The organism is Halalkalibaculum sp. DA3122, from assembly GCF_043951865.1.
Lineage (GTDB): Bacteria > Bacteroidota > Rhodothermia > Balneolales > Balneolaceae > JAMQKA01.
Genome location: NZ_JBINJF010000003.1, coordinates 149,497 through 167,903 on the forward strand (window position 1 = coordinate 149,497; position 18,407 = coordinate 167,903).

Sequence of the window (18,407 nt, forward strand, 5' to 3'; positions counted from 1 at the left end):
CCAGGCCTATTTTGAATTTAATCCGCCGTAAAAAACAGGAAGAACGCACGCACCTGCTGATCCTCGGGCTCCCGCGTTCGGGTACTTCGCTGCTGGCCAGCCTGCTGGGGGCGCACTCAAAAGCCAGTGTTATTTGCGAAGATTTCGGGCGCAGCTGGATGGATGTACTGGGCAAACCGGTGGTTGGCAACAAGCTGTGCGTGCCCCGACAGATCGACCTGGACCGACGGCGCACCATTGCCGTTAAGCTGGCAAATCGACTTGGCCTCCTGAAACGGTGGCCAAAAAGCACCTATTCCATCAACGACTACCTGATCATTCCCAACCTGAGGCTGATCCTGATCGAAAGAGATCCGGTTGACGTTCGAAACAGCATTCAAAACCGGGGAGCGGTTACCTGGACCGGCATGGATGGCACCATAAAAAACAGGGAGATCAGCACGAATGAAATCGACTACACCATCGACCGGGGTACGGCCATACTGGATACACTGAAGCCGAGAGAAAATGCCCGCACGCTCTCCTTCAAAGATTTAATCAACCAAACCGACTCGGTTCTGAAGGACCTGCTCCCTTTCATCGGCCTCAGTTACGAAGAAGGGCTGGTCGAAAACGGCACGCGGTGGAACTGGATGTATCCGAAAGTCAGCGAGAAGGGTATAGATGCGGACAAGGCTTAACGCCGCACCGAATCGAATAATTCAGGCCAACTGCTGTAAACTTCCTATATTGTGGACCGCAACGTTTAGCCAATTATCAGCATCAATTCCTAAAACCTATTATCTGGATCAAATTTCAGAGCCAAGTATTTCGAATTCGCGAAAAAGCTAACATTGGGTAAAACAACCGTTTTGCCCGGACCTCTTGCAGAATTAAGCAGCACCTGATACTATGAATGACAGACCCATTTTCCTGCTTGGAGCCCACAAATCGGGCACGACGTTGCTGCGGAGCATCTTCGATGGCCACCCCGACCTGTTTGTTGTTCCCTTCGAATCCCACTTTTTCCAAAACTGCTGCTTTTGGGTGGATTATGACTACCGCAGGGAGCAGCCCCGGAAGGTGAGCAGGGAAACGATCATCAATCGATTTGGCGACCGGCTTCGGCACCTCAACAACACCGACGACCGGCTGGGAGATTCTCCCGCCAACTTTACAATTGAGGTATCGAGATTTCTGGAGGTGTTCGGGCGGTTTTCCAGTGAAATGAACAACCGCGAGCGGTTTACCCTGCTTATGGAGGGGTATCACCAGGCACTGTATGACCGTCCCCTCCCAGAGAACAAGCGCATCGTTGAAAAATCAGTGGAACACGCGGAATTTGCACTGTTCCTGCAGCAGATGTTCCCCCAAGCGCGGTTCATACATATTGTACGAAATCCCTACGCAAATATCGTGTCGCTGCGCAAGGCGAAGGTTCTCCAATCCGGGTTTCCCCTAGTATTTCGCATGCTCAACTCTCTTTACAACAACTACTACCACCTGTACCGCAACCGGCAGCTGATCGACGACTATTACCTGGTTCGATATGAAGACCTGCTTTCAGATCCACAGGAAGAGATCAACAAGATGGTGGAGTTCCTGGATCTGCGGTTTGACAAGTCCCTGCTTGAACCGACAAAGTTCGGGGCCCCCTGGAGCGGCAACAGCGCCACGGGGCGGGATCTCTCCGGCTTTGACCAAAGCCGTATCGACAGCTGGAAAAGGGAGATCAGTGCCATGGAAATACTGCTGCTCAACAGGTTGTTTGACTACCCGTTTGAGGAGTTCGGCTACCAGAAACTCCCGGATCCACCGATGAGGCGATTCCTGGAAAAAGTCAACGGCGAAGGCATCAGGCGGTACCTGGTCAACCGACTCTGGCTGGCCTATCTTTCATACAATCCGGGTAACGAAATATGAGGTCCGAACTTTGGGTGTAATCATTCGACAGAGCATTCAAAACACCGTCATCGCCTACGTGGGAGTGGGACTGGGATTTATCTCCACCATCCTGCTCTATCCCCGCGTGTTGACACCCGACCAGTACGGACTCACCCGCATCCTGATCTCCCTGACCATGGTATGCACCCAGTTCGCCCATTTGGGGATGAAGAACACGGTCACCCGCTATCTCCCCCATTTCAAAGAGACATCCTCCGGCAAACATGGACTCCTTTTCCTCACCGTGGTAGTGCCGATGGGGGGATTTCTGATCTTCACGATACTCTTTTTCCTCTTCGATGATCAGCTCATCTACTACTACCGGGACCAGTCCCAGCTCATCAACCGGTATTACCTTTACCTGCTGCCACTGGTGGGCGTGGTGCTTTACTACGAGGTACTCAACAGCTACGTACGGGCACTCAAGGATTCCGTTACCGGGTCGTTTCTGAATGAAGTGGTGATGCGTATTCTCATTATCGCGCTGTTGATCCTTTACTCCTTCGGCCTGTTCGATTTCACCCTCTTCATGCTGTTGTTCGTATTGGTCTATGCGACCGAACCGCTGGCCCTGCTGGGATATCTCTACGCCAGGGGAGAACTTGCCTTTGCCATTCCGTTCAGAGATTCTAGCAGAAAGCTGGCGCGCAACATGCTGGCCTACGGCACCTACACCATGCTTGGCGGGCTGACCACTATTTTAGTGAGCAACATCGACATCATCATGCTCGGATCAATGTCGAACCTGGCCAACACGGCGGTCTATGCCATCGCCTTTTATGTTGGATCCGTGATCGAAATTCCAAAGCGCTCCATTGCCAAAATCGCCACGCCGATCATCGCCGACCTTTCGAAAGAGAAAAACTACGACCGGATACGCGACCTGTACAGCCGGACCTCGCTCACCCAGATCATCGGAGGAAGCCTGCTGCTGGTGGGCATCTGGGCCAACATGCACAACCTGATGGATCTGCTTCCGTCGGAATATCACGGAGGGCGATGGGTCATCATCGTTATCGGCTTTGCCAAACTCATTGATATGGCGGCCGGCGTAAACGGGCAGATTATCCTGCACTCCAGGCACTACCGGTTCGACCTGCACACCATGATTTTACTGGTGGTATTGACTGCCGTCACCAATTACCTGCTGATCCCGGTTTACGGTATACTGGGAGCGGCCCTGGCCACTGCCATTTCGATTTTTATCTACAACCTGATCAAGTACGTTTTTGTATGGATTAAATTTTCAATGCAGCCACTCCGCCGGGAGGCCTTGTGGGTACTGCTCATTGCAGCCGGATGCCTGCTGGCCTCATTTCAGATTCCCTACATGGTCAATTTTGTGGTCGACGTCACCGTCCGGTCGCTGGCAATCGCCTCTGTTTTCCTCGGATTAATCCTTATGTTTGACCTTTCTGACGACGTCAAGCGACTGACGATCGAGACGGTGCGCCGCATTCGGGCATTCCTCAAGAACCGCTAACGTTTATATACCATGAGCATGGAGCACACCAAGTTAAACCGACAGCGATCCGGGCAGTACCGGAAATCTGCCGACAGGGAAGCGTTCCTGGATCAATTTAACAGCGCGTTGCAGCCTTTCGAGCAGCAGGAATATGCCGACATCCCGCCCTCTCATCCTTTCCTGTTCGTCATCGGCCTGCCGCGCTCCGGCACCACCCTACTGAGCCAGCTGCTGGTCCACTGCCTTGACGTGGGCTATATCAACAACCTGGCGGCCCGGTTTTGGAGGGCCCCCGTAACCGGCATCCGGTTTGCTGACAGCGTGCTGGAAACGGGCCGCTTCCAGGCGTTTCAATCGCACTACGGGGCCACCCAAGAGCTGGCGGATATCCACGAATTCGGTTATTTCTGGCGGGAATGGCTCAAAAAAGATTCCTTCAAAAACATCAAAAACGCCCGTGCCATCGAAGATCAGATCGACTGGGGCGGGCTCCGAAAAGCACTGGCCAACATGCAGGCGCAGTTCAACCGCCCGATGGTGTTTAAGAATATCTTCGGCTCGTATCACATCCCAAAGCTCAACAACGTGCTGGAACAAACACTTTGGATCTATATCGAACGCGATCCGCTGGATACCGCCGTTTCCATCCTGGAGGCGCGCCGAAAATACTACGACGATCCCAACAACTGGTGGAGCTACGTTCCCCCGCAGTATGAACAGATTATCGACAAAGACTACTGGCACCAAATCGCCGGACAGATTCACTACCTGAAAAAGTTTTATCACCAGGAACTGGAAGACATGGAGGATTCCGGCCGGGGATTGTCGTTTTCGTATGATAAACTCTGTTCAAATCCGGCGGGTTTGCTGGAGGCCGTGACCGATCGAGTCCGGAAGCTCTATGGAGTTGAGATCCCGATCACCCAAGAACCTCCGGCCCGGTTTGAGTACAGCAGTTATAAAGATAGCACCGAGGAGAAGCAGCGTTTTAAACAAATTTTAGAACGCTTTTGAACGACGATATGTGTGGGACACATTCAGCCACCGGAAAATCCACAACCCAAAACTCAAGACCCAAGACTATAAATATGACTCCCGATTCACCCGTCGTTGCGATCCATCAACCGAACTACATCCCCTGGCTGGGTTATTTTCACAAGATGTGGGAAAGCGATATTTTTGTATTGCTCGACACCGTGCAGTTTCCCCGCGGGCAGAGTTTTGCCAACCGCAACCGGGTAAAAACCCACAACGGTACTTCCTGGCTGACCATCCCGGTTTCAACGCCTTCAGGTGAGAAGGGCAAGGTGCCCTATACGGAAGTTGAGTTTGCCGGCACCAAGTGGAAACGCAAGCACCTGCGCACCCTGCAGATGAACTATAAAAAAGCGGATTACTACGATGAGATCTATCCCATGTTGGAGAAAGAGATCGAAAAACATCTTGATTTCGTGGAGCTGAACATCGCCCTGATCACTAAAATCGCCTCCTACCTGGGCATTCAAACACGACCGGTGAGGCTCTCAAGCCTGTTGGATACTTTCGGTGAAAAGACGGACTTGATAATTGACATCTGTAAAAAATTGCATTCCAGTATTTACCTATCGGGAACGGGCGGGGGCAAGGAATACAACGATGAAGAAAAGCTCAATGAGAATGACATTGAACTGCGATACAGCCGGTTTGCCCACCCGGAATATCCACAGCTCTGGGATGGATTCGAACCCAACCTTTCGGTCATAGACCTTCTCTTCAACTGCGGACCTGAGAGCAGTGCAGTGCTTTTTCGCAAGCAGTAATTCAGTTCTCAGAAAGAAAATCGATTTATAAATCCGTGCAGAAATTTATTTACGTACTTCGTGTTTCGTAATGGGAATTATGTATTTGTTTGTTGCTGCTTTCAAACGCAATTCTACCAACGGTAAAATAAATGGACACCGCTACTTTCATCCCGGAAATAACAGATTTTGCAGGTTCCTATTTGGTTCTTGATTTCTAATTCCCGATTCCCAATTCTCGTCCTGTACACTGTCCCCTGATCCTTGTATCTTTGGCAACGATTCTGGCCAATAATCCGTTAGAAACGCTCATTACAACGAAATTCAACCAGTCGTCCATGGACGAATTACATATTTATAATTCGCTGACCCGGGAAAAAGAACGATTCAAACCAAATAAAGAAGGCTTTGTGGGCATCTACGTTTGCGGGCCCACCGTCTATGGAGATCCCCACCTGGGACACGCCAAAAGCTATGTCTCCTTTGATGTAGTGGTACGGTATCTCCGCTATTTGAACTACAAAGTGCGCTACGTGCAAAACATCACCGATGTAGGTCACCTTACCGACGATGCCGACCAGGGCGAAGACAAGCTCGAAAAACAGGCGCAGATCGAAAAGCTGGAGCCGATGGAGATCGCTGAGAAATATACCTACAACTACTTCCGGGACATGGACAAGCTGGGAGTACAGCGGCCGGATATTTCGCCCCGGGCCACCGGACATATTCCAGAGCAGATCGAGATGGTCAAAAAGCTGCTGGAGGAGGGGCACGCCTATGAGGTGAACGGCAATGTTTATTTTGATGTATCCTCCGACGAGGACTATGGCAAGCTCAGCGGCCGGGATGTGGAGGAGCAGGAGACCGGCACGCGAATTGAGACCGCCGGCGACAAGCGGGATCCCAAAGATTTCGCCCTGTGGAAAAAAGCCGGAGACGATCACATCATGAAGTGGAACTCCCCCTGGGGATGGGGCTACCCGGGCTGGCACCTCGAGTGTTCGGTTATGTCCACCAAATACCTGGGGCACAATTTTGACATCCACGGCGGCGGCCTCGATAATATTTTCCCTCACCACGAGTGCGAGATCGCCCAGAGCGAATGCGCCTTCCACGAGCCGTTCGCCAACTACTGGATGCATAACAACATGGTTACCCTGAACGGGCAAAAAATGGGAAAGTCGCTGGGCAACGCGATCTCACTCGATGAATTTTTCCGGGGCAACCACGAGCTGTTGAGCCGAAAATGGGCTCCGCAGGTCATCCGCTTCTTCCTGCTGCAGAGCCATTACCGAAGCACCACCGATTTCACCGAAGAGGCCCTCGGCAGCGCCGAGCAGGGGCTGGAAAATCTCCAAAACATCATTCGTCTGATAGCGGACACCGAGCCCGGGGATGCCGAACCGTTTGATGCTGAAGCGTTGGACTCGGAGCTGAGGCAGCGAATGAATGACGACTTCAACACGGCACAAGCTATTGCCGTACTGTTTGAAAACCTCAAAGCCCTCCGCAAACAGATTAACCAGGGCAACGTCCCCACCAACCTGGATGAGGTCAAATCCCTGCTGGAACGGTTTGTAGATGGAGTGCTCGGCATCTGGCCGGAAGCGGAAAAAGACACCGACCGGGACGACAAGACCGAAGACCTGGTGAAGCTGCTCATCGACCTGCGCACCGAGGCCCGGCAGCAAAAGAATTTTGGACAGGCCGACAAAATCCGGGATGAGCTAAAAGCGATCGGCATTGAGCTTATGGACAATCCCGAGGGCACCACCTTTGAAATCAAATAATAACTGCAGTTCGTGACCGGCAGGGCATAATTTGCCCGCACCTGCACACGACCTAAGACTCAAGACTAAAGACTCAAGACTCAAGACTAAAAAAATGCAATCAACCGATTATTTTGTTTGGGATGCCGATCCGAGTGTCTTTAACCTCGGGACCATCAACCTTCCGTTCCCGGTCGCTGTCTGGGGACTCGTTTTGGCTGTTGTCGCCATTATCTACGGCTTTTCAAAACTCGAAGAACGCATACCGGAGCACGTGGAAGAACCGGCTGCCTGGAAAATCCTGGTTCTCATTTTTGGAGCTTTTGCAGGGGGACAGTTACTCTTCCTGGTACTTCCTTCTCCCACGATCAGTCAAATCGGGCCTATCCAGCCGCGCTGGTACGGGGTGCTGTTTGCAGGCGCATTTGTGGTCGGCTACCTGTTGACACGACGCATGTTCAGGCACGCCGGTCGAAAGGAACAGGAGGTGGAACAGCTGTTGACCTATGTGCTTATCGGCACCATCATCGGAGCCCGTCTTGGTCACGTTATATTCTACGATCCGGGATACTACTTGCGCCATCCCGGCGAAATCATCGCCATCTGGCGGGGTGGACTTGCCAGTCACGGGGCTGCTATCGGGATACTGCTGGCGATGTACTATTTTGTTAAAAAACAACGCAAGATGAGCTTTCTCTGGCTGGCCGATCGCGTGGTGATGGTGGTTGCCATCGGGGGCGCTTTTATCCGCACCGGCAACTTTTTCAACTCCGAAATTCTGGGCGAACCCTCCACCCTGCCCTGGGCCGTTATTTTTGCCAAAATCGACATGATTCCCCGGCATCCCACGATGCTCTACGAGGCCGTCCTCTGCATCGTCACGTTTGCGATCTGCTGGACCATCTACAAACGCTACAAGCACCAGCCACCCGAAGGCGGCATCTTCGGCGTGTTTATGCTGGTCCTGTTCAGCGGCCGTTTCCTGCTGGAGTTCACCAAAATGAATCAAGCCGGGTTTGCCGGCGACTGGGCGATCAACATGGGGCAATGGCTCAGTATCCCGCTGATTGTGGCCGGAATCTGGCTGATCCGAAAAGTAAACTGGAAGAAGAATAAAGGTTGAATCCTGAAGGTTTGGAGCCTGCAGTTTCGGCTAGTTTTTTTATATTGATGCAAAATTCTAACCGTCAACTTATTCAGATCAGATATTATGGAAAAACTTGATCCGGGAATTCGGGAAAAAATTGATCACTGGCTACAGGGCAACTATGATGAAGAGACCAAAGCTGCATTGCGCGAAAAACTGGAGCAGGAAAAGTATGAAGAGCTGACCGATGCCTTTTACAAAGATCTGGAATTTGGAACCGGCGGAATCCGGGGCATCATGGGGATCGGCTCCAACCGGGTTAACAAGTACACGTTTGGGATGGCTACACAGGGACTCAGCAACTTTTTGAATGCCCGGCACCCCGGAGAGCAGGTCAAGGTAGCGATCGCCCATGACTGCCGGAATAACTCCGAAACCCTGGCCCGGGTGGTGGCCGACGTATTCTCCGCCAACGGCATTAAAGTTTACCTGTTTGAAGGATTGCGCCCCACCCCCGAACTCTCGTTTGCCATTCGCGAGCTCAACTGCCACGGCGGGGTGATGTTGACAGCCTCTCACAATCCCAAAGAATATAACGGGTACAAAGCCTACGGGAGCGACGGCGGACAGCTTGTTGCGCCCCAGGATCAGCAGGTGATGGAAGAAGTCCAGAAAATTACATCGGTTGACGAAATTAAATTTGACGGAAATCCGGAATTGATCGATGAGATCGGGGAAGCGATCGACGAAAAATACCTCGAGGCCATTACAGCGTTGTCTGTTTCCCGCGATGCCATTAAACGGCAAAAAGATCTCAAAATCGTTTTTTCCCCCATCCACGGTACCGCAGGCGTACTTGCCCCGGCCGCGCTCGAACGATATGGATTCACCAACGTTACGCTTGTGGAGGAACAGATGCAGTATGATGGCAATTTTCCCACGGTTGAATATCCGAACCCGGAGGAGAAAGAAGCCCTGACCCTGGCCCTGGATAAAGCCAGGGAGATCGACGCCGAACTGGTGATGGCCACCGACCCGGATGCCGATCGCGTGGGGATCGCCGTAAAAGACCACAGGGACGAGTGGACACTGCTGAACGGCAATCAGACGGGGACCTTGCTCATCAACTACATGCTCAACGCGTGGAAAGAAGCGGGCAAACTGACCGGAAATGAGTATATCGTCAAAACGATTGTCACCTCCTACCTGATCGATCGCATTGCCAACGAATACGGGGTTGAGTGCTACAATACGCTCACCGGTTTCAAGTATATCGGGGAACTGATGACCAGGTTTGAGGGCAAGAAAACGTTTATCGCCGGGGGCGAAGAGAGCTACGGCTACCTCGTGGGCGAACACGTGCGCGACAAAGACGCCATCGTGGCCTCAACAATTATTGCCGAAATGGCGGCCTATTACAAAGACCAGGGCAGCAGCCTGTTCGAGGCATTGCTCGACATGTATGTAGAACACGGCTATTTCCGGGAAAAACTGGTGTCGGTTTACAAGCGCGGGAAGAAAGGCGCGGAAGAGATCCAGCAGATGCTTAAAAACTACCGTGAAGCCCCCCCCAAGCAACTGGCGGGCTCAGACGTAGTCATCATCAAAGACTACAAGACCGGCCGGGAAAAAAATATTTCCAGCGGAAAAACCACCGACATTAATCTGCCCAGCTCCAATGTGCTGCAATTTGTCACCGAAGACGGCTCCATCGTCTCTGTTCGTCCGTCGGGTACGGAGCCCAAAATAAAATTTTACTGCAGCGTCAATACCGAGCTGGAAAGCCGCGGTGAATTTGAGGCCGTGACAGAACAGCTTGAAGAAAAGATGGATCGTATCATCGAAGAGCTGACCGGGTAAACGTTGCTCAATATTTCCAAACCTCCAGGGTTTCCGAAAACCTTTGGAGGTTTTCTTTATGCGGCCTTTTTCCAAGCTGTTTTCCTCACTTCTATTTATTCCAGTTCTAAATTTTCATTAATTCCTTTCTTCCGTTCATCCGATTGCTATATTCCGCAATGTGTCAATTTCCGGATGATCATCAAGTATAAATGAATTTTCTCGATAAACCTGTAGTGGATGTTTTCCTCTACGCCCTTATTACGGCTGTAGCGACCGGGCTCGGAGCCCTTCCATTCTTTTTTTTAAAGAAACTGACGCGAACATGGCTGGGAATTTCCAACGGCATTGCGGCGGGGCTGATGCTGGCCGCCAGTTTTGGGCTTATCTATGAGGGATTGAATTACGACCTGTGGATGACAATCGGCGGTATCATTGCGGGCCTGGTGTTTATTGCACTGAGCCAGAAGCTGCTGGACCAGCATAATGACATCTCCATAGCCAGGCTGAGCCAGGCCGACGCCACAAAAATCCTGCTTATTTTGGGCGTCATGACGCTCCATTCATTTACCGAAGGCGTTAGCGTAGGGGTATCGTTTAGCGGCAGCCTGGACCTCGGCCTGTTTATCACAACAGCAATCGCCATACACAACATACCGGAGGGACTGGCTATCAGCCTGGTAATGGTGCCCCGCGGCACTTCCCCTTTCAAAGCGATGCTGTGGAGCATTTTCTCCAGCCTGCCACAGCCGCTCATGGCGGTACCGGCATTCCTTTTTGTAGAAGTATTCCGGGCCTACCTGCCGGCGGGACTCGGTTTTGCGGGAGGTGCCATGATCTGGATGGTGTTTGCTGAACTGGTTCCCGATGCCATTGAGGATGCTCATCCCCGTACGGTGGCCATCACCGTCACCATCTCCGTTGCCCTCATGGTACTATTTCAGGAATTGATTGGATAAAGGGGGCTTTGTAAAATCGTTTTATTGGCCAATATCGGCGTTTTCGCGGATTCTAAATCCTGATTTATAAGATATAAACTGCGGTTCCGAATCCGCTCAGGGGTTGGTCTTGACCAAAACCCCTGGTTTTTCAAAGCCCTCTAAAAATATTTTTACAGAATAAAGCTAGAAATTAAAGACGATTATCATTAAATAAGGCCCATCAAAATCACAGGGATATTTACAAATAATTTAAATTATAGGTTAACAGGGGAACATGAATCTATTTTCACTTGTCGGCTTGCTCTTTCTTGTCAATATAACTCCACAGGAAACCGACACAACAAGTCAGCAGTTGCCGCCGAATACCATCAACGTGTATGTGGACTGCCGCGGGTGCAGCGAATCCTACGTTCAAAATGAGATTAATTTTGTTCAATTTGTCCGCGATATGACCGATGCCGATGTTCATCTTCTTGTCACCCGCCAGTGGACCGGGAGCGGGGGACGCGAGTACCAGATCCGATATATCGGGCAGCGAAAGTTTGAAGGCCAGGAACAGCTCCTCACCTACCAGTCATACCAGTCGGATACCCAGGATATACGGCGGCGCGGGCTCGTAAAGAAAATAAAGGTGGGCCTGCTGCCCTACCTGCGGCAGACCTCCATCATCCAGGAGCTCTCCATTACCTATGACGGTACCCTTGACTCCTCCCCGCAACAGCAGGATGACAAGTGGAACAGGTGGATTTTTGAAGTGGGGATGGATTCCTTTTTCGACGGGGAAGATACGCGGAGCCGGATAAACATCTGGGGCGAAATATCGGCTTCCCGCATTACCGAGCAATGGAAAACCGATTTTGAGTTTGACAAAGATTTCAGGCGCCGAAGCTTCACCGATGAGGATACCACGGAAACCTACCTGACCGAAAGCAACCGGTACAGGGGCATAGTTGCCAAAAGCCTCAACAGTCACTGGTCGTTGGGGCTCTTCACAGAGGCGACCACCTCTACACGGAATAACTATGATCTGCGTATCGGGGGATCACCGGCAATTGAATACAACATTTTTCCCTATTCCGAATTCACTGAACGGGAACTCAGCTTGCGGTACGTGCTGATGACCACCTACAACAATTACGACCAAGTCACCGTCTACGGAGAGTGGGAGGAACTGCTGATACAAAATCGCTTTTCTGCCAACATGGAATTCACCCAGCCCTGGGGCGAAATCGAGGGTGACCTTGAACTGTACGCCTACATGCGGGACTGGTCGAAAAACCGGGCGGTCTTCGACCTTGAATTTGACTTCCAGATTACCCGGGGACTTTCCATGAATCTATCCGGGCGGTACTCCCTGGTCAACGACCAGCTCTCCATCCCCGCCGAGGAGATTTCCGACGAAGAGCAACTGCTCAACCTGAAAGAACCCCCGACCTCCTTTTACTACAACGCATCCATCGGATTCGAATATACGTTTGGTTCAATTTACAACAGCGTGGTAAACCCCCGATTTTAGAATATCATACGGGACCTGTCCCTGTTGTTGCCTGTCTCAGGGTAAAATCCATGCCGTTAATTGTCACTACCATTACGACCTTTGCTTGCAAGCATGGAACTCAACTTTTCTCCTCCCTTGATGCCAAAATCGAGCGTACGGATCGGGAATGGGATATCGATACCGTTTTCATCAAACTCTTTTTTGATAGCCATAATGGCGTCACTTTGGGCTCGCCAGTAATCGGGATTGGTCCTGAAGTTCACCCAAAACCGGACTACAAAATTAATAGAACTGTCTCCGAATTCGTTGTAAAAAAACTCGATACCCCGGCTTTGGTCTATACTCTCAAGCTTCTCTACCGCCCGGATCGCCAGTGTACGCGCCTTTTCCAGGTCATCTCCGTACGAAACGCCGCAGGACAGATCAATACGGCGTTCATTTTTCTTGGTAAAATTCTGCAACGGACTGTCAAAGACCGATTTATTGGGTATATATACAATTTGCCCCTGTGGCGTTTTTAAAATAGTGTTACGCAGGTTCAGCTTCTGGACGGTCCCGTAAAAACCGTTGGTTTCGATGATATCTCCTATTCCAAACGGGTGCCGAACAGAAAGCATAATCCCAGAAATGAAATTGGAGGCGATATCCTGAAAGGCAAAACCGATGGCCAGACCAATGATACCGGCACCGGCAAGAATCGAGGTGACCGTATCATCCAGCTGTAAAATCTGCAGCGCGAACAGTATACCGAGACCAACCACCAACACGCCTACCACAGTCTCCAGCAGATTAATGATCGTGCGGTTTTTGGTCGTCTTTTCCAATAGCTTTTTGACCGCCTTGCGCACCAGTTTCCCGATAAAGACAAATAGAATAAGTACAACAATCGCTACCGCTAAATTCGGCAACATACCAATGCCGGCTTCCAACCAACCTTGTAATTTGTCGACAATCAATTTATATGCATCTGTCGCATCTGAAATATTCATTGAGCTCCCAATTTGGTTACTATTTGCAAAATATACCCGGCTGCGAAAATCCGACTACTACAATAAGAATAAATCCCTTACCATTCCGTAGGAAAAATAACTGTTCAATTTCACAAGTTATTGAGCACGATGAAATAACAGGAATCGGGAATGTAGTTCAACCATTGACTGTTTGTTACATTCAGTACCGACTGTTCACATTAATCCAAAATCAAAAAGTATTATGCCTAAAAGAAAAGCCGAAGCTATTTGGAACGGAGATCTGAAAGGTGGAAACGGAACCATGAAGTTCGGGAGCGGCGCGTACGAGGGCTCCTACAGTTTTGCCTCACGTTTTGAGGAGGGAACCGGCACCAATCCCGAAGAGCTGATCGGGGCTGCCCACGCCGGCTGTTTTTCGATGGCCCTTTCTGCTGCGCTGGCCGACCAGGGGTATTCGCCCGAAACGGTGGAGACCAACGCCGAGGTCACACTGAGCGTTTCTGACGCCGGAGCCTCAATTTCTGAAATTCACCTGAACACCACCGCCAGCATCCCCGATATTGACGACGATGAGTTCCAGACCATTGCAGAAGATGCCAAGAACAACTGCCCCGTATCCAAAGCGCTAGCAGGGGTCAACATCATTCTTGATGCCACGTTGAACTAACCTTTTTAGTACCCTGGAATCCCAACCTCCAGGGTACTCCTTTTCCCCGCCGGTAAGCTTCTGCTTTCTGCCGTAAAGTTTGTATCTTCCCGCCTATGACCACGACTACAAATACCGACACGAAAACCGATCTTAAAAGTCTCACCAAACGGGAACTCCAGTCGTTCTGTGAAGAACTGGGACTCCAGTCGTACCGCAGCGACCAGATTTTCCAGTGGCTCTATCAAAAAGGGGTTTCCTCGTTTGACGAAATGACGAACCTCTCCAAAGATCTCCGCAGCCGCCTGGCCGACCTGGCTACCGTCAACCGTATTGAAAAAGTACACCACCAGCAATCAAAAGACGGTACCATGAAATTCCTCTTTGAGTTGCAGGATGAGGAGAAACACAAAGTGGAATCGGTGCTGATTCCCGACTTTTTCCCCGACGGGGCGCCCAACCGCCTGACCGTCTGCGTCTCTTCCCAGGTGGGTTGTGTATTCGGATGTTCGTTTTGCGCCACCGGAAAGATGGGCTTCTTTCGCAATCTGACTCACGGAGAGATCGTCGACCAGGTACAATATATAAATGAACTCTGCCTGGAAAAGTATGACAAGCAGGTCACGAACATCGTATACATGGGCATGGGCGAACCGCTGCACAACTACCAGTCTGTCGTAGAATCTGCCGCAATTTTAACGGATGAGCACGGGCTCGATCTTTCACCGAAGCGAATCACCGTTTCAACGGTGGGCCTCACCAAGCAGATCAAGAAGCTCGCGGAAGAACGCCAGCCGTTTAACCTGGCGATCTCACTCCACGCGGCCAACGACGAGAAGCGGGACGAGATTATGCCGATCAACAACTCCATGAACCTGGAACAGCTGAAAGAGGCGGTCACATATTATTATCACCAGCTTCACCGGCCGATAACCTATGAATATCTGCTGTTCGACGAGTTTAATGACACAGTGGAAGATGCACGTGAACTGGCTGAAATCGTACACTGGGTGCCCAGCAAAGTAAATATCATCATGTATAATGATGTGGCGGGCGTCAAGCTAAAGCGGGCCCGCGAACAGCGGCTCGACCAGTTTATGCAGGAGTTGATCAGCCACGACGTGACTGCTACTGTTCGACGCAGTCGCGGCGATGATATCGATGCCGGCTGCGGGCAGCTTGCCATCAAGGAGGGACAAAAAGGTAAGACTATCTCGAAAAATTAGCCGGATTTTCAGCCATTGGTTTCCAGGTTGCACCTGCGTGTCACAGCTTTATAGATTTCTCCTTTTCTTCATTTGATAACACATGGGGCGTCCTCATACCCATATTAACTCATTGGCTGCCAACGAAGATTAAAATGGATAGTCGTACTGCCGGTTGGCTAAGATCAGATTTAAGAAATGGGTTAAACAAAAGAAAAGGAACTGATTAGACGAGTATCCAGACCCGGTGAATAGCACAATGACCTCCGAAATAGCTGCTCCGTACACATTTTAGTCAACTGCATCTTCTGCTGAACAATCTTGGAAACTTTTGGAGCAGGCATCGCATTTGAACCATGTAAATCATTAATCTGAAATCAGGATATTTTTATGCAGGAAATTATTATTACCGGCGCTTCAAGGGGATTCGGCCAGGAAGTAGCCATTGAACTGGCAGAAACGGGACGAAGACTGCACTTGATTTCTCGCAGTAAAGCCGGGGTGACTGCCGGGAAAGTCCGTGACAAAGGAGGTCAGGCGGAAATATGGGCGATGGACCTGAGCCTCACGGATCGACTGGAAGATAATTTCGAACTGGTACTGGATGCGATACAGACCGATGAGGCGGATTTTATCGGCCTGATCAACAATGCGGGGACCATTGAGCCGATAGGCCCACTCGGCAAATACGATGTCGGAGACTATCGAACCAATCTTGAACTGAACTACGTGGCCCCCGCCGTGCTGACCCATCTTTTTGTCAACCGCTTCCAGTTGGTACCGGCCATCAAGCGGGTACTTTTTGTGGGATCCGGCGCATCCGGCAGGCCCATTCACGGTTGGAGCCACTACTGTAGCAGCAAGGCCGGTGTGGATATGCTGGCCCAAACGGTAGCCGTTGAACAGCAGACGCAGGAGCATCCGGTGGAAAGTGCGGTCTTTAATCCCGGTCGCATCGAGACCAACATGCAGAAGATCATCCGAGGGAAAGATGAGGAGGATTTCCCCCTGGTGGATGATTTTATCGCTTCAGCCACGGACGGACGCAACTTGCCGCCCGCTCAAATGGCCAAAAAACTGGCACAAATCTACCTGGGCGAAAACTATCCACACGGGGAGATTGTGGGGAGATGAGAGAACCGACACATAAAATATCCAGTTTCCTGTCGGCTGGGAAACTAAAAAAACCTTAGGCCTTTGGGTCCCTATACCACCGGATAAGATTTGAGACACCATACAGCAGTAAAAATACAGCAATCAGGTACGCCACCGAACCCGGATTGGCAAAGAGCATGAACGCAATGACCAGGGTAATGACACCAGTTGCCGCAAAACCAAGGGAGAACAGCAACAACAATCCGAACAGCCCCAGGAACGTTGCAAAGGTGAACGGTATCAGTTCAGGGAATATAAATATTAAAATACCTGCTACAATAGGCACTGCCGAGAGCCATGATGGTATTCGAAAGGCGATGAACAGCAATCCGAGGGCTACTAAATAACCGCCCGCAATCAGGTACAGGAAGTTGGGATAGACCAAAGTGAGTACGCCCGTGGCCAGGGCAAGCAGTGCGTTCAGGATCTGCCGTTCCCGCGTTTTGTATTGGACAGTTATTCGGTATTGTTCAAGCATGATAAATTTTAGTCATTGAATTTATTCAAGAAGTAACCAACGGGCGTACCTCTTTATCAATTTTGCTTCCGGATTCATCCCGGGTCTGATCCAGGTCGTACCGGGCCTGGAGATTCATCCAAAATTCAGGGGTGGTACCCAGAGCCCTTGACAGACGCAGGGCGGTATCGGCCGTTATGCTCCGTTTCTCGTTAACGATCTGGTTGAGCCGCGTATGGGTTACCCCGATTTTGTCGGCGAATTCCCGCTGGCTTATGCCCATCGGTTCTATAAACTCTTCCCGCAGTACTTCCCCGGGATGGATAGGTTGAAGTTTTTTTGTAGTCATGGCAATGGCTATGTGAGTTTTGATCAATGATCATCAACAATCTCTACATCATACGCATCACCCTGGCTCCGGGTAAAACAGATGCGCCATTGATTGTTGATTCGAATGCTGTGCTGGCCTTCGTGATCTCCTCCGAGTGTTTCCAAACGATTGCCCGGAGGTACGCGAAGGTCATTGATGTCAGCGGCAGCATCAATCATTCTAAGCTTTCGCAAGGCACGCTGCTGAATCGTCTCCGGCAGCTTTTTAGAGTAGGTTCTGTTGAAGACCTCCTCTGATTCCTTGTCGTTGAATGATTTTATCATACCCAAATGTAATTCGTAACGTTCCGCGTTACAAATATGTTATATAATTTTGCAGGTGCTCATTTTATACTGAATCAGCTACTGTGAAAAAACTCGTACTCTTATCAGTAATCTTAAACAGATCCGCTAAGGAATTTACGTTACCTGAAATTGCTCCTCATTTTCTTCCAGGTAATCCTTCAGCGACAGTGGCGGACGGTCCAGAATCTGCTCAACCATGGGACTGACGTCTGACCGGCTTCCATCCTTTATTTTGCCGAACACGGCGATCATCGCATCAATGTAGGTGTCGGAGTAGTCGCGGCGTTCCATTTCGCTTCGGTAGGTCTCATCGTCCGGATTTTTATAGGTGATATTCGTGCCGAGTACTTCAGAAAATATATCGGCAGCCTCAAAAAGGTCCACCGCTTCCGGTCCGGTGAGGGATATGGTCTGCTGCTTGTAGTCCGATGGATTTGCAAGGAGTTCGGCGGCTGCTTCCCCGATATCGCGGCAGTGAATAAATGAGACTGTACCCTCACCACAGGGCAGAAAGAGCTGCTGCCGCTCGCGGATATCTTTGGTCTGGTACATCTCAAAGTTTTCCATGAAGAAATTAGCATTGATAAAGGTATAATCGATGCCTGACTCTTCAATGGCATTAGCCACGCTCGGATGGGAGGCGATAAACACAATATGCTCGATATCCTGCTTTTGGGCTTCCTCCACCATCGGCATAATCAGTTCTGCGGCATTGGGCGTGGCAGAGGGGCCGCATAGAAACAACTGCTGGTGTCCCTCAAGGGCCGGGCCGAAGCTGTCGGGCTCTTCATAATCCAGGAATACGGTATCTACCGATTCCCCAAGCTGGTCCTGGGCCCCTTCTGCATCACGGGTGCCTGCGGTAAAGTTCAGGTCTTTCTGTTTCAATGCATGAACCAGGGGAGTTCCTACATTCCCGGTGGCGGCTGTTACCAGAATCTGACTCATAGTCAATTTAGTTTAAATTGTTGGTCTCCGATTAGGGCTATGCAAACGTA

The 18,407-nt window shown here is 50.6% G+C and carries 18 protein-coding genes; 13 read left to right on the forward strand and 5 right to left on the reverse strand.

All coding sequences use genetic code 11. The features are described 5' to 3' along the window. The first annotated feature begins 11 nt into the window (after nucleotides 1-11). From ACG2F4_RS03425 to ACG2F4_RS03470, 10 genes are all read left to right on the forward strand, one after another. The gene (locus tag ACG2F4_RS03425; protein ID WP_395258433.1) at nucleotides 12-680 is read left to right on the forward strand and encodes a sulfotransferase family protein; all 669 of its coding nucleotides are present in this window, start codon (nucleotides 12-14) and stop codon (nucleotides 678-680) included. A gap of 211 nt (nucleotides 681-891) precedes the next feature. Then, on the forward strand, nucleotides 892-1,902 hold the full coding sequence (locus tag ACG2F4_RS03430; protein WP_395258436.1) for a sulfotransferase family protein: 1,011 nt from the start codon (nucleotides 892-894) through the stop codon (nucleotides 1,900-1,902). Between the two features lie 10 nt (nucleotides 1,903-1,912). Further along, on the forward strand, nucleotides 1,913-3,406 hold the full coding sequence (locus ACG2F4_RS03435) for an oligosaccharide flippase family protein (protein ID WP_395258438.1): 1,494 nt from the start codon (nucleotides 1,913-1,915) through the stop codon (nucleotides 3,404-3,406). Between the two features lie 12 nt (nucleotides 3,407-3,418). Beyond that, nucleotides 3,419-4,402: a sulfotransferase gene (locus ACG2F4_RS03440; protein WP_395258441.1), complete on the forward strand. Its 984-nt coding sequence runs from the start codon at nucleotides 3,419-3,421 to the stop codon at nucleotides 4,400-4,402. 74 nt (nucleotides 4,403-4,476) lie between these two features. Then, nucleotides 4,477-5,187, forward strand: coding sequence for a WbqC family protein (locus tag ACG2F4_RS03445; protein ID WP_395258443.1), 711 nt, complete (start codon nucleotides 4,477-4,479; stop codon nucleotides 5,185-5,187). Nucleotides 5,188-5,504: 317 nt separating this feature from the next. Then, on the forward strand, nucleotides 5,505-6,956 hold the full coding sequence (gene cysS / locus ACG2F4_RS03450; RefSeq protein WP_395258446.1) for a cysteine--tRNA ligase: 1,452 nt from the start codon (nucleotides 5,505-5,507) through the stop codon (nucleotides 6,954-6,956). 94 nt (nucleotides 6,957-7,050) lie between these two features. After that, nucleotides 7,051-8,058, forward strand: coding sequence for a prolipoprotein diacylglyceryl transferase (gene lgt, locus ACG2F4_RS03455; protein WP_395258449.1), 1,008 nt, complete (start codon nucleotides 7,051-7,053; stop codon nucleotides 8,056-8,058). An 87-nt stretch (nucleotides 8,059-8,145) separates the two neighbouring features. Next, complete coding sequence (locus ACG2F4_RS03460) at nucleotides 8,146-9,882, forward strand: phospho-sugar mutase (protein ID WP_395258451.1); 1,737 nt, start codon at nucleotides 8,146-8,148, stop codon at nucleotides 9,880-9,882. Between the two features lie 191 nt (nucleotides 9,883-10,073). Beyond that, the gene (locus tag ACG2F4_RS03465) at nucleotides 10,074-10,820 is read left to right on the forward strand and encodes a ZIP family metal transporter (RefSeq protein ID WP_395258454.1); all 747 of its coding nucleotides are present in this window, start codon (nucleotides 10,074-10,076) and stop codon (nucleotides 10,818-10,820) included. Between the two features lie 256 nt (nucleotides 10,821-11,076). Next, nucleotides 11,077-12,318, forward strand: coding sequence for a hypothetical protein (locus ACG2F4_RS03470; RefSeq protein ID WP_395258456.1), 1,242 nt, complete (start codon nucleotides 11,077-11,079; stop codon nucleotides 12,316-12,318). A 56-nt stretch (nucleotides 12,319-12,374) separates the two neighbouring features. Here the strand turns inward: ACG2F4_RS03470 and ACG2F4_RS03475 are convergent, their stop codons facing one another. Next, nucleotides 12,375-13,289, reverse strand: a complete 915-nt coding sequence (locus ACG2F4_RS03475) for a mechanosensitive ion channel family protein (RefSeq protein ID WP_395258459.1) — start codon at nucleotides 13,287-13,289, stop codon at nucleotides 12,375-12,377. A 223-nt stretch (nucleotides 13,290-13,512) separates the two neighbouring features. Between ACG2F4_RS03475 and ACG2F4_RS03480 the strand changes: the two genes are divergently transcribed. From ACG2F4_RS03480 to ACG2F4_RS03490, 3 genes are all read left to right on the forward strand, one after another. Then, nucleotides 13,513-13,938: an OsmC family protein gene (locus tag ACG2F4_RS03480; protein WP_395258462.1), complete on the forward strand. Its 426-nt coding sequence runs from the start codon at nucleotides 13,513-13,515 to the stop codon at nucleotides 13,936-13,938. A 95-nt stretch (nucleotides 13,939-14,033) separates the two neighbouring features. Then, nucleotides 14,034-15,143, forward strand: coding sequence for a 23S rRNA (adenine(2503)-C(2))-methyltransferase RlmN (gene rlmN / locus ACG2F4_RS03485; protein WP_395258464.1), 1,110 nt, complete (start codon nucleotides 14,034-14,036; stop codon nucleotides 15,141-15,143). Between the two features lie 369 nt (nucleotides 15,144-15,512). Beyond that, nucleotides 15,513-16,256 (forward strand): SDR family NAD(P)-dependent oxidoreductase, encoded by a 744-nt coding sequence (locus tag ACG2F4_RS03490; protein WP_395258467.1) that lies wholly within the window; start codon nucleotides 15,513-15,515, stop codon nucleotides 16,254-16,256. A gap of 55 nt (nucleotides 16,257-16,311) precedes the next feature. Here the strand turns inward: ACG2F4_RS03490 and ACG2F4_RS03495 are convergent, their stop codons facing one another. The 4 genes from ACG2F4_RS03495 to ACG2F4_RS03510 all read right to left on the reverse strand — a co-directional run bounded on the left by ACG2F4_RS03495 (nucleotide 16,312) and on the right by ACG2F4_RS03510 (nucleotide 18,357). Continuing rightward, nucleotides 16,312-16,755 carry a hypothetical protein gene (locus tag ACG2F4_RS03495; RefSeq protein WP_395258470.1) on the reverse strand — a complete coding sequence of 148 codons (444 nt, stop codon included), beginning with the start codon at nucleotides 16,753-16,755 and terminating at the stop codon, nucleotides 16,312-16,314. A 25-nt stretch (nucleotides 16,756-16,780) separates the two neighbouring features. Next, nucleotides 16,781-17,083: a HigA family addiction module antitoxin gene (locus tag ACG2F4_RS03500; protein WP_395258472.1), complete on the reverse strand. Its 303-nt coding sequence runs from the start codon at nucleotides 17,081-17,083 to the stop codon at nucleotides 16,781-16,783. 23 nt (nucleotides 17,084-17,106) lie between these two features. Beyond that, nucleotides 17,107-17,388 (reverse strand): type II toxin-antitoxin system RelE/ParE family toxin, encoded by a 282-nt coding sequence (locus tag ACG2F4_RS03505; RefSeq protein WP_395258474.1) that lies wholly within the window; start codon nucleotides 17,386-17,388, stop codon nucleotides 17,107-17,109. A gap of 135 nt (nucleotides 17,389-17,523) precedes the next feature. Further along, nucleotides 17,524-18,357: an NmrA family NAD(P)-binding protein gene (locus ACG2F4_RS03510; RefSeq protein WP_395258477.1), complete on the reverse strand. Its 834-nt coding sequence runs from the start codon at nucleotides 18,355-18,357 to the stop codon at nucleotides 17,524-17,526. Nucleotides 18,358-18,407: the final 50 nt, after the last annotated feature.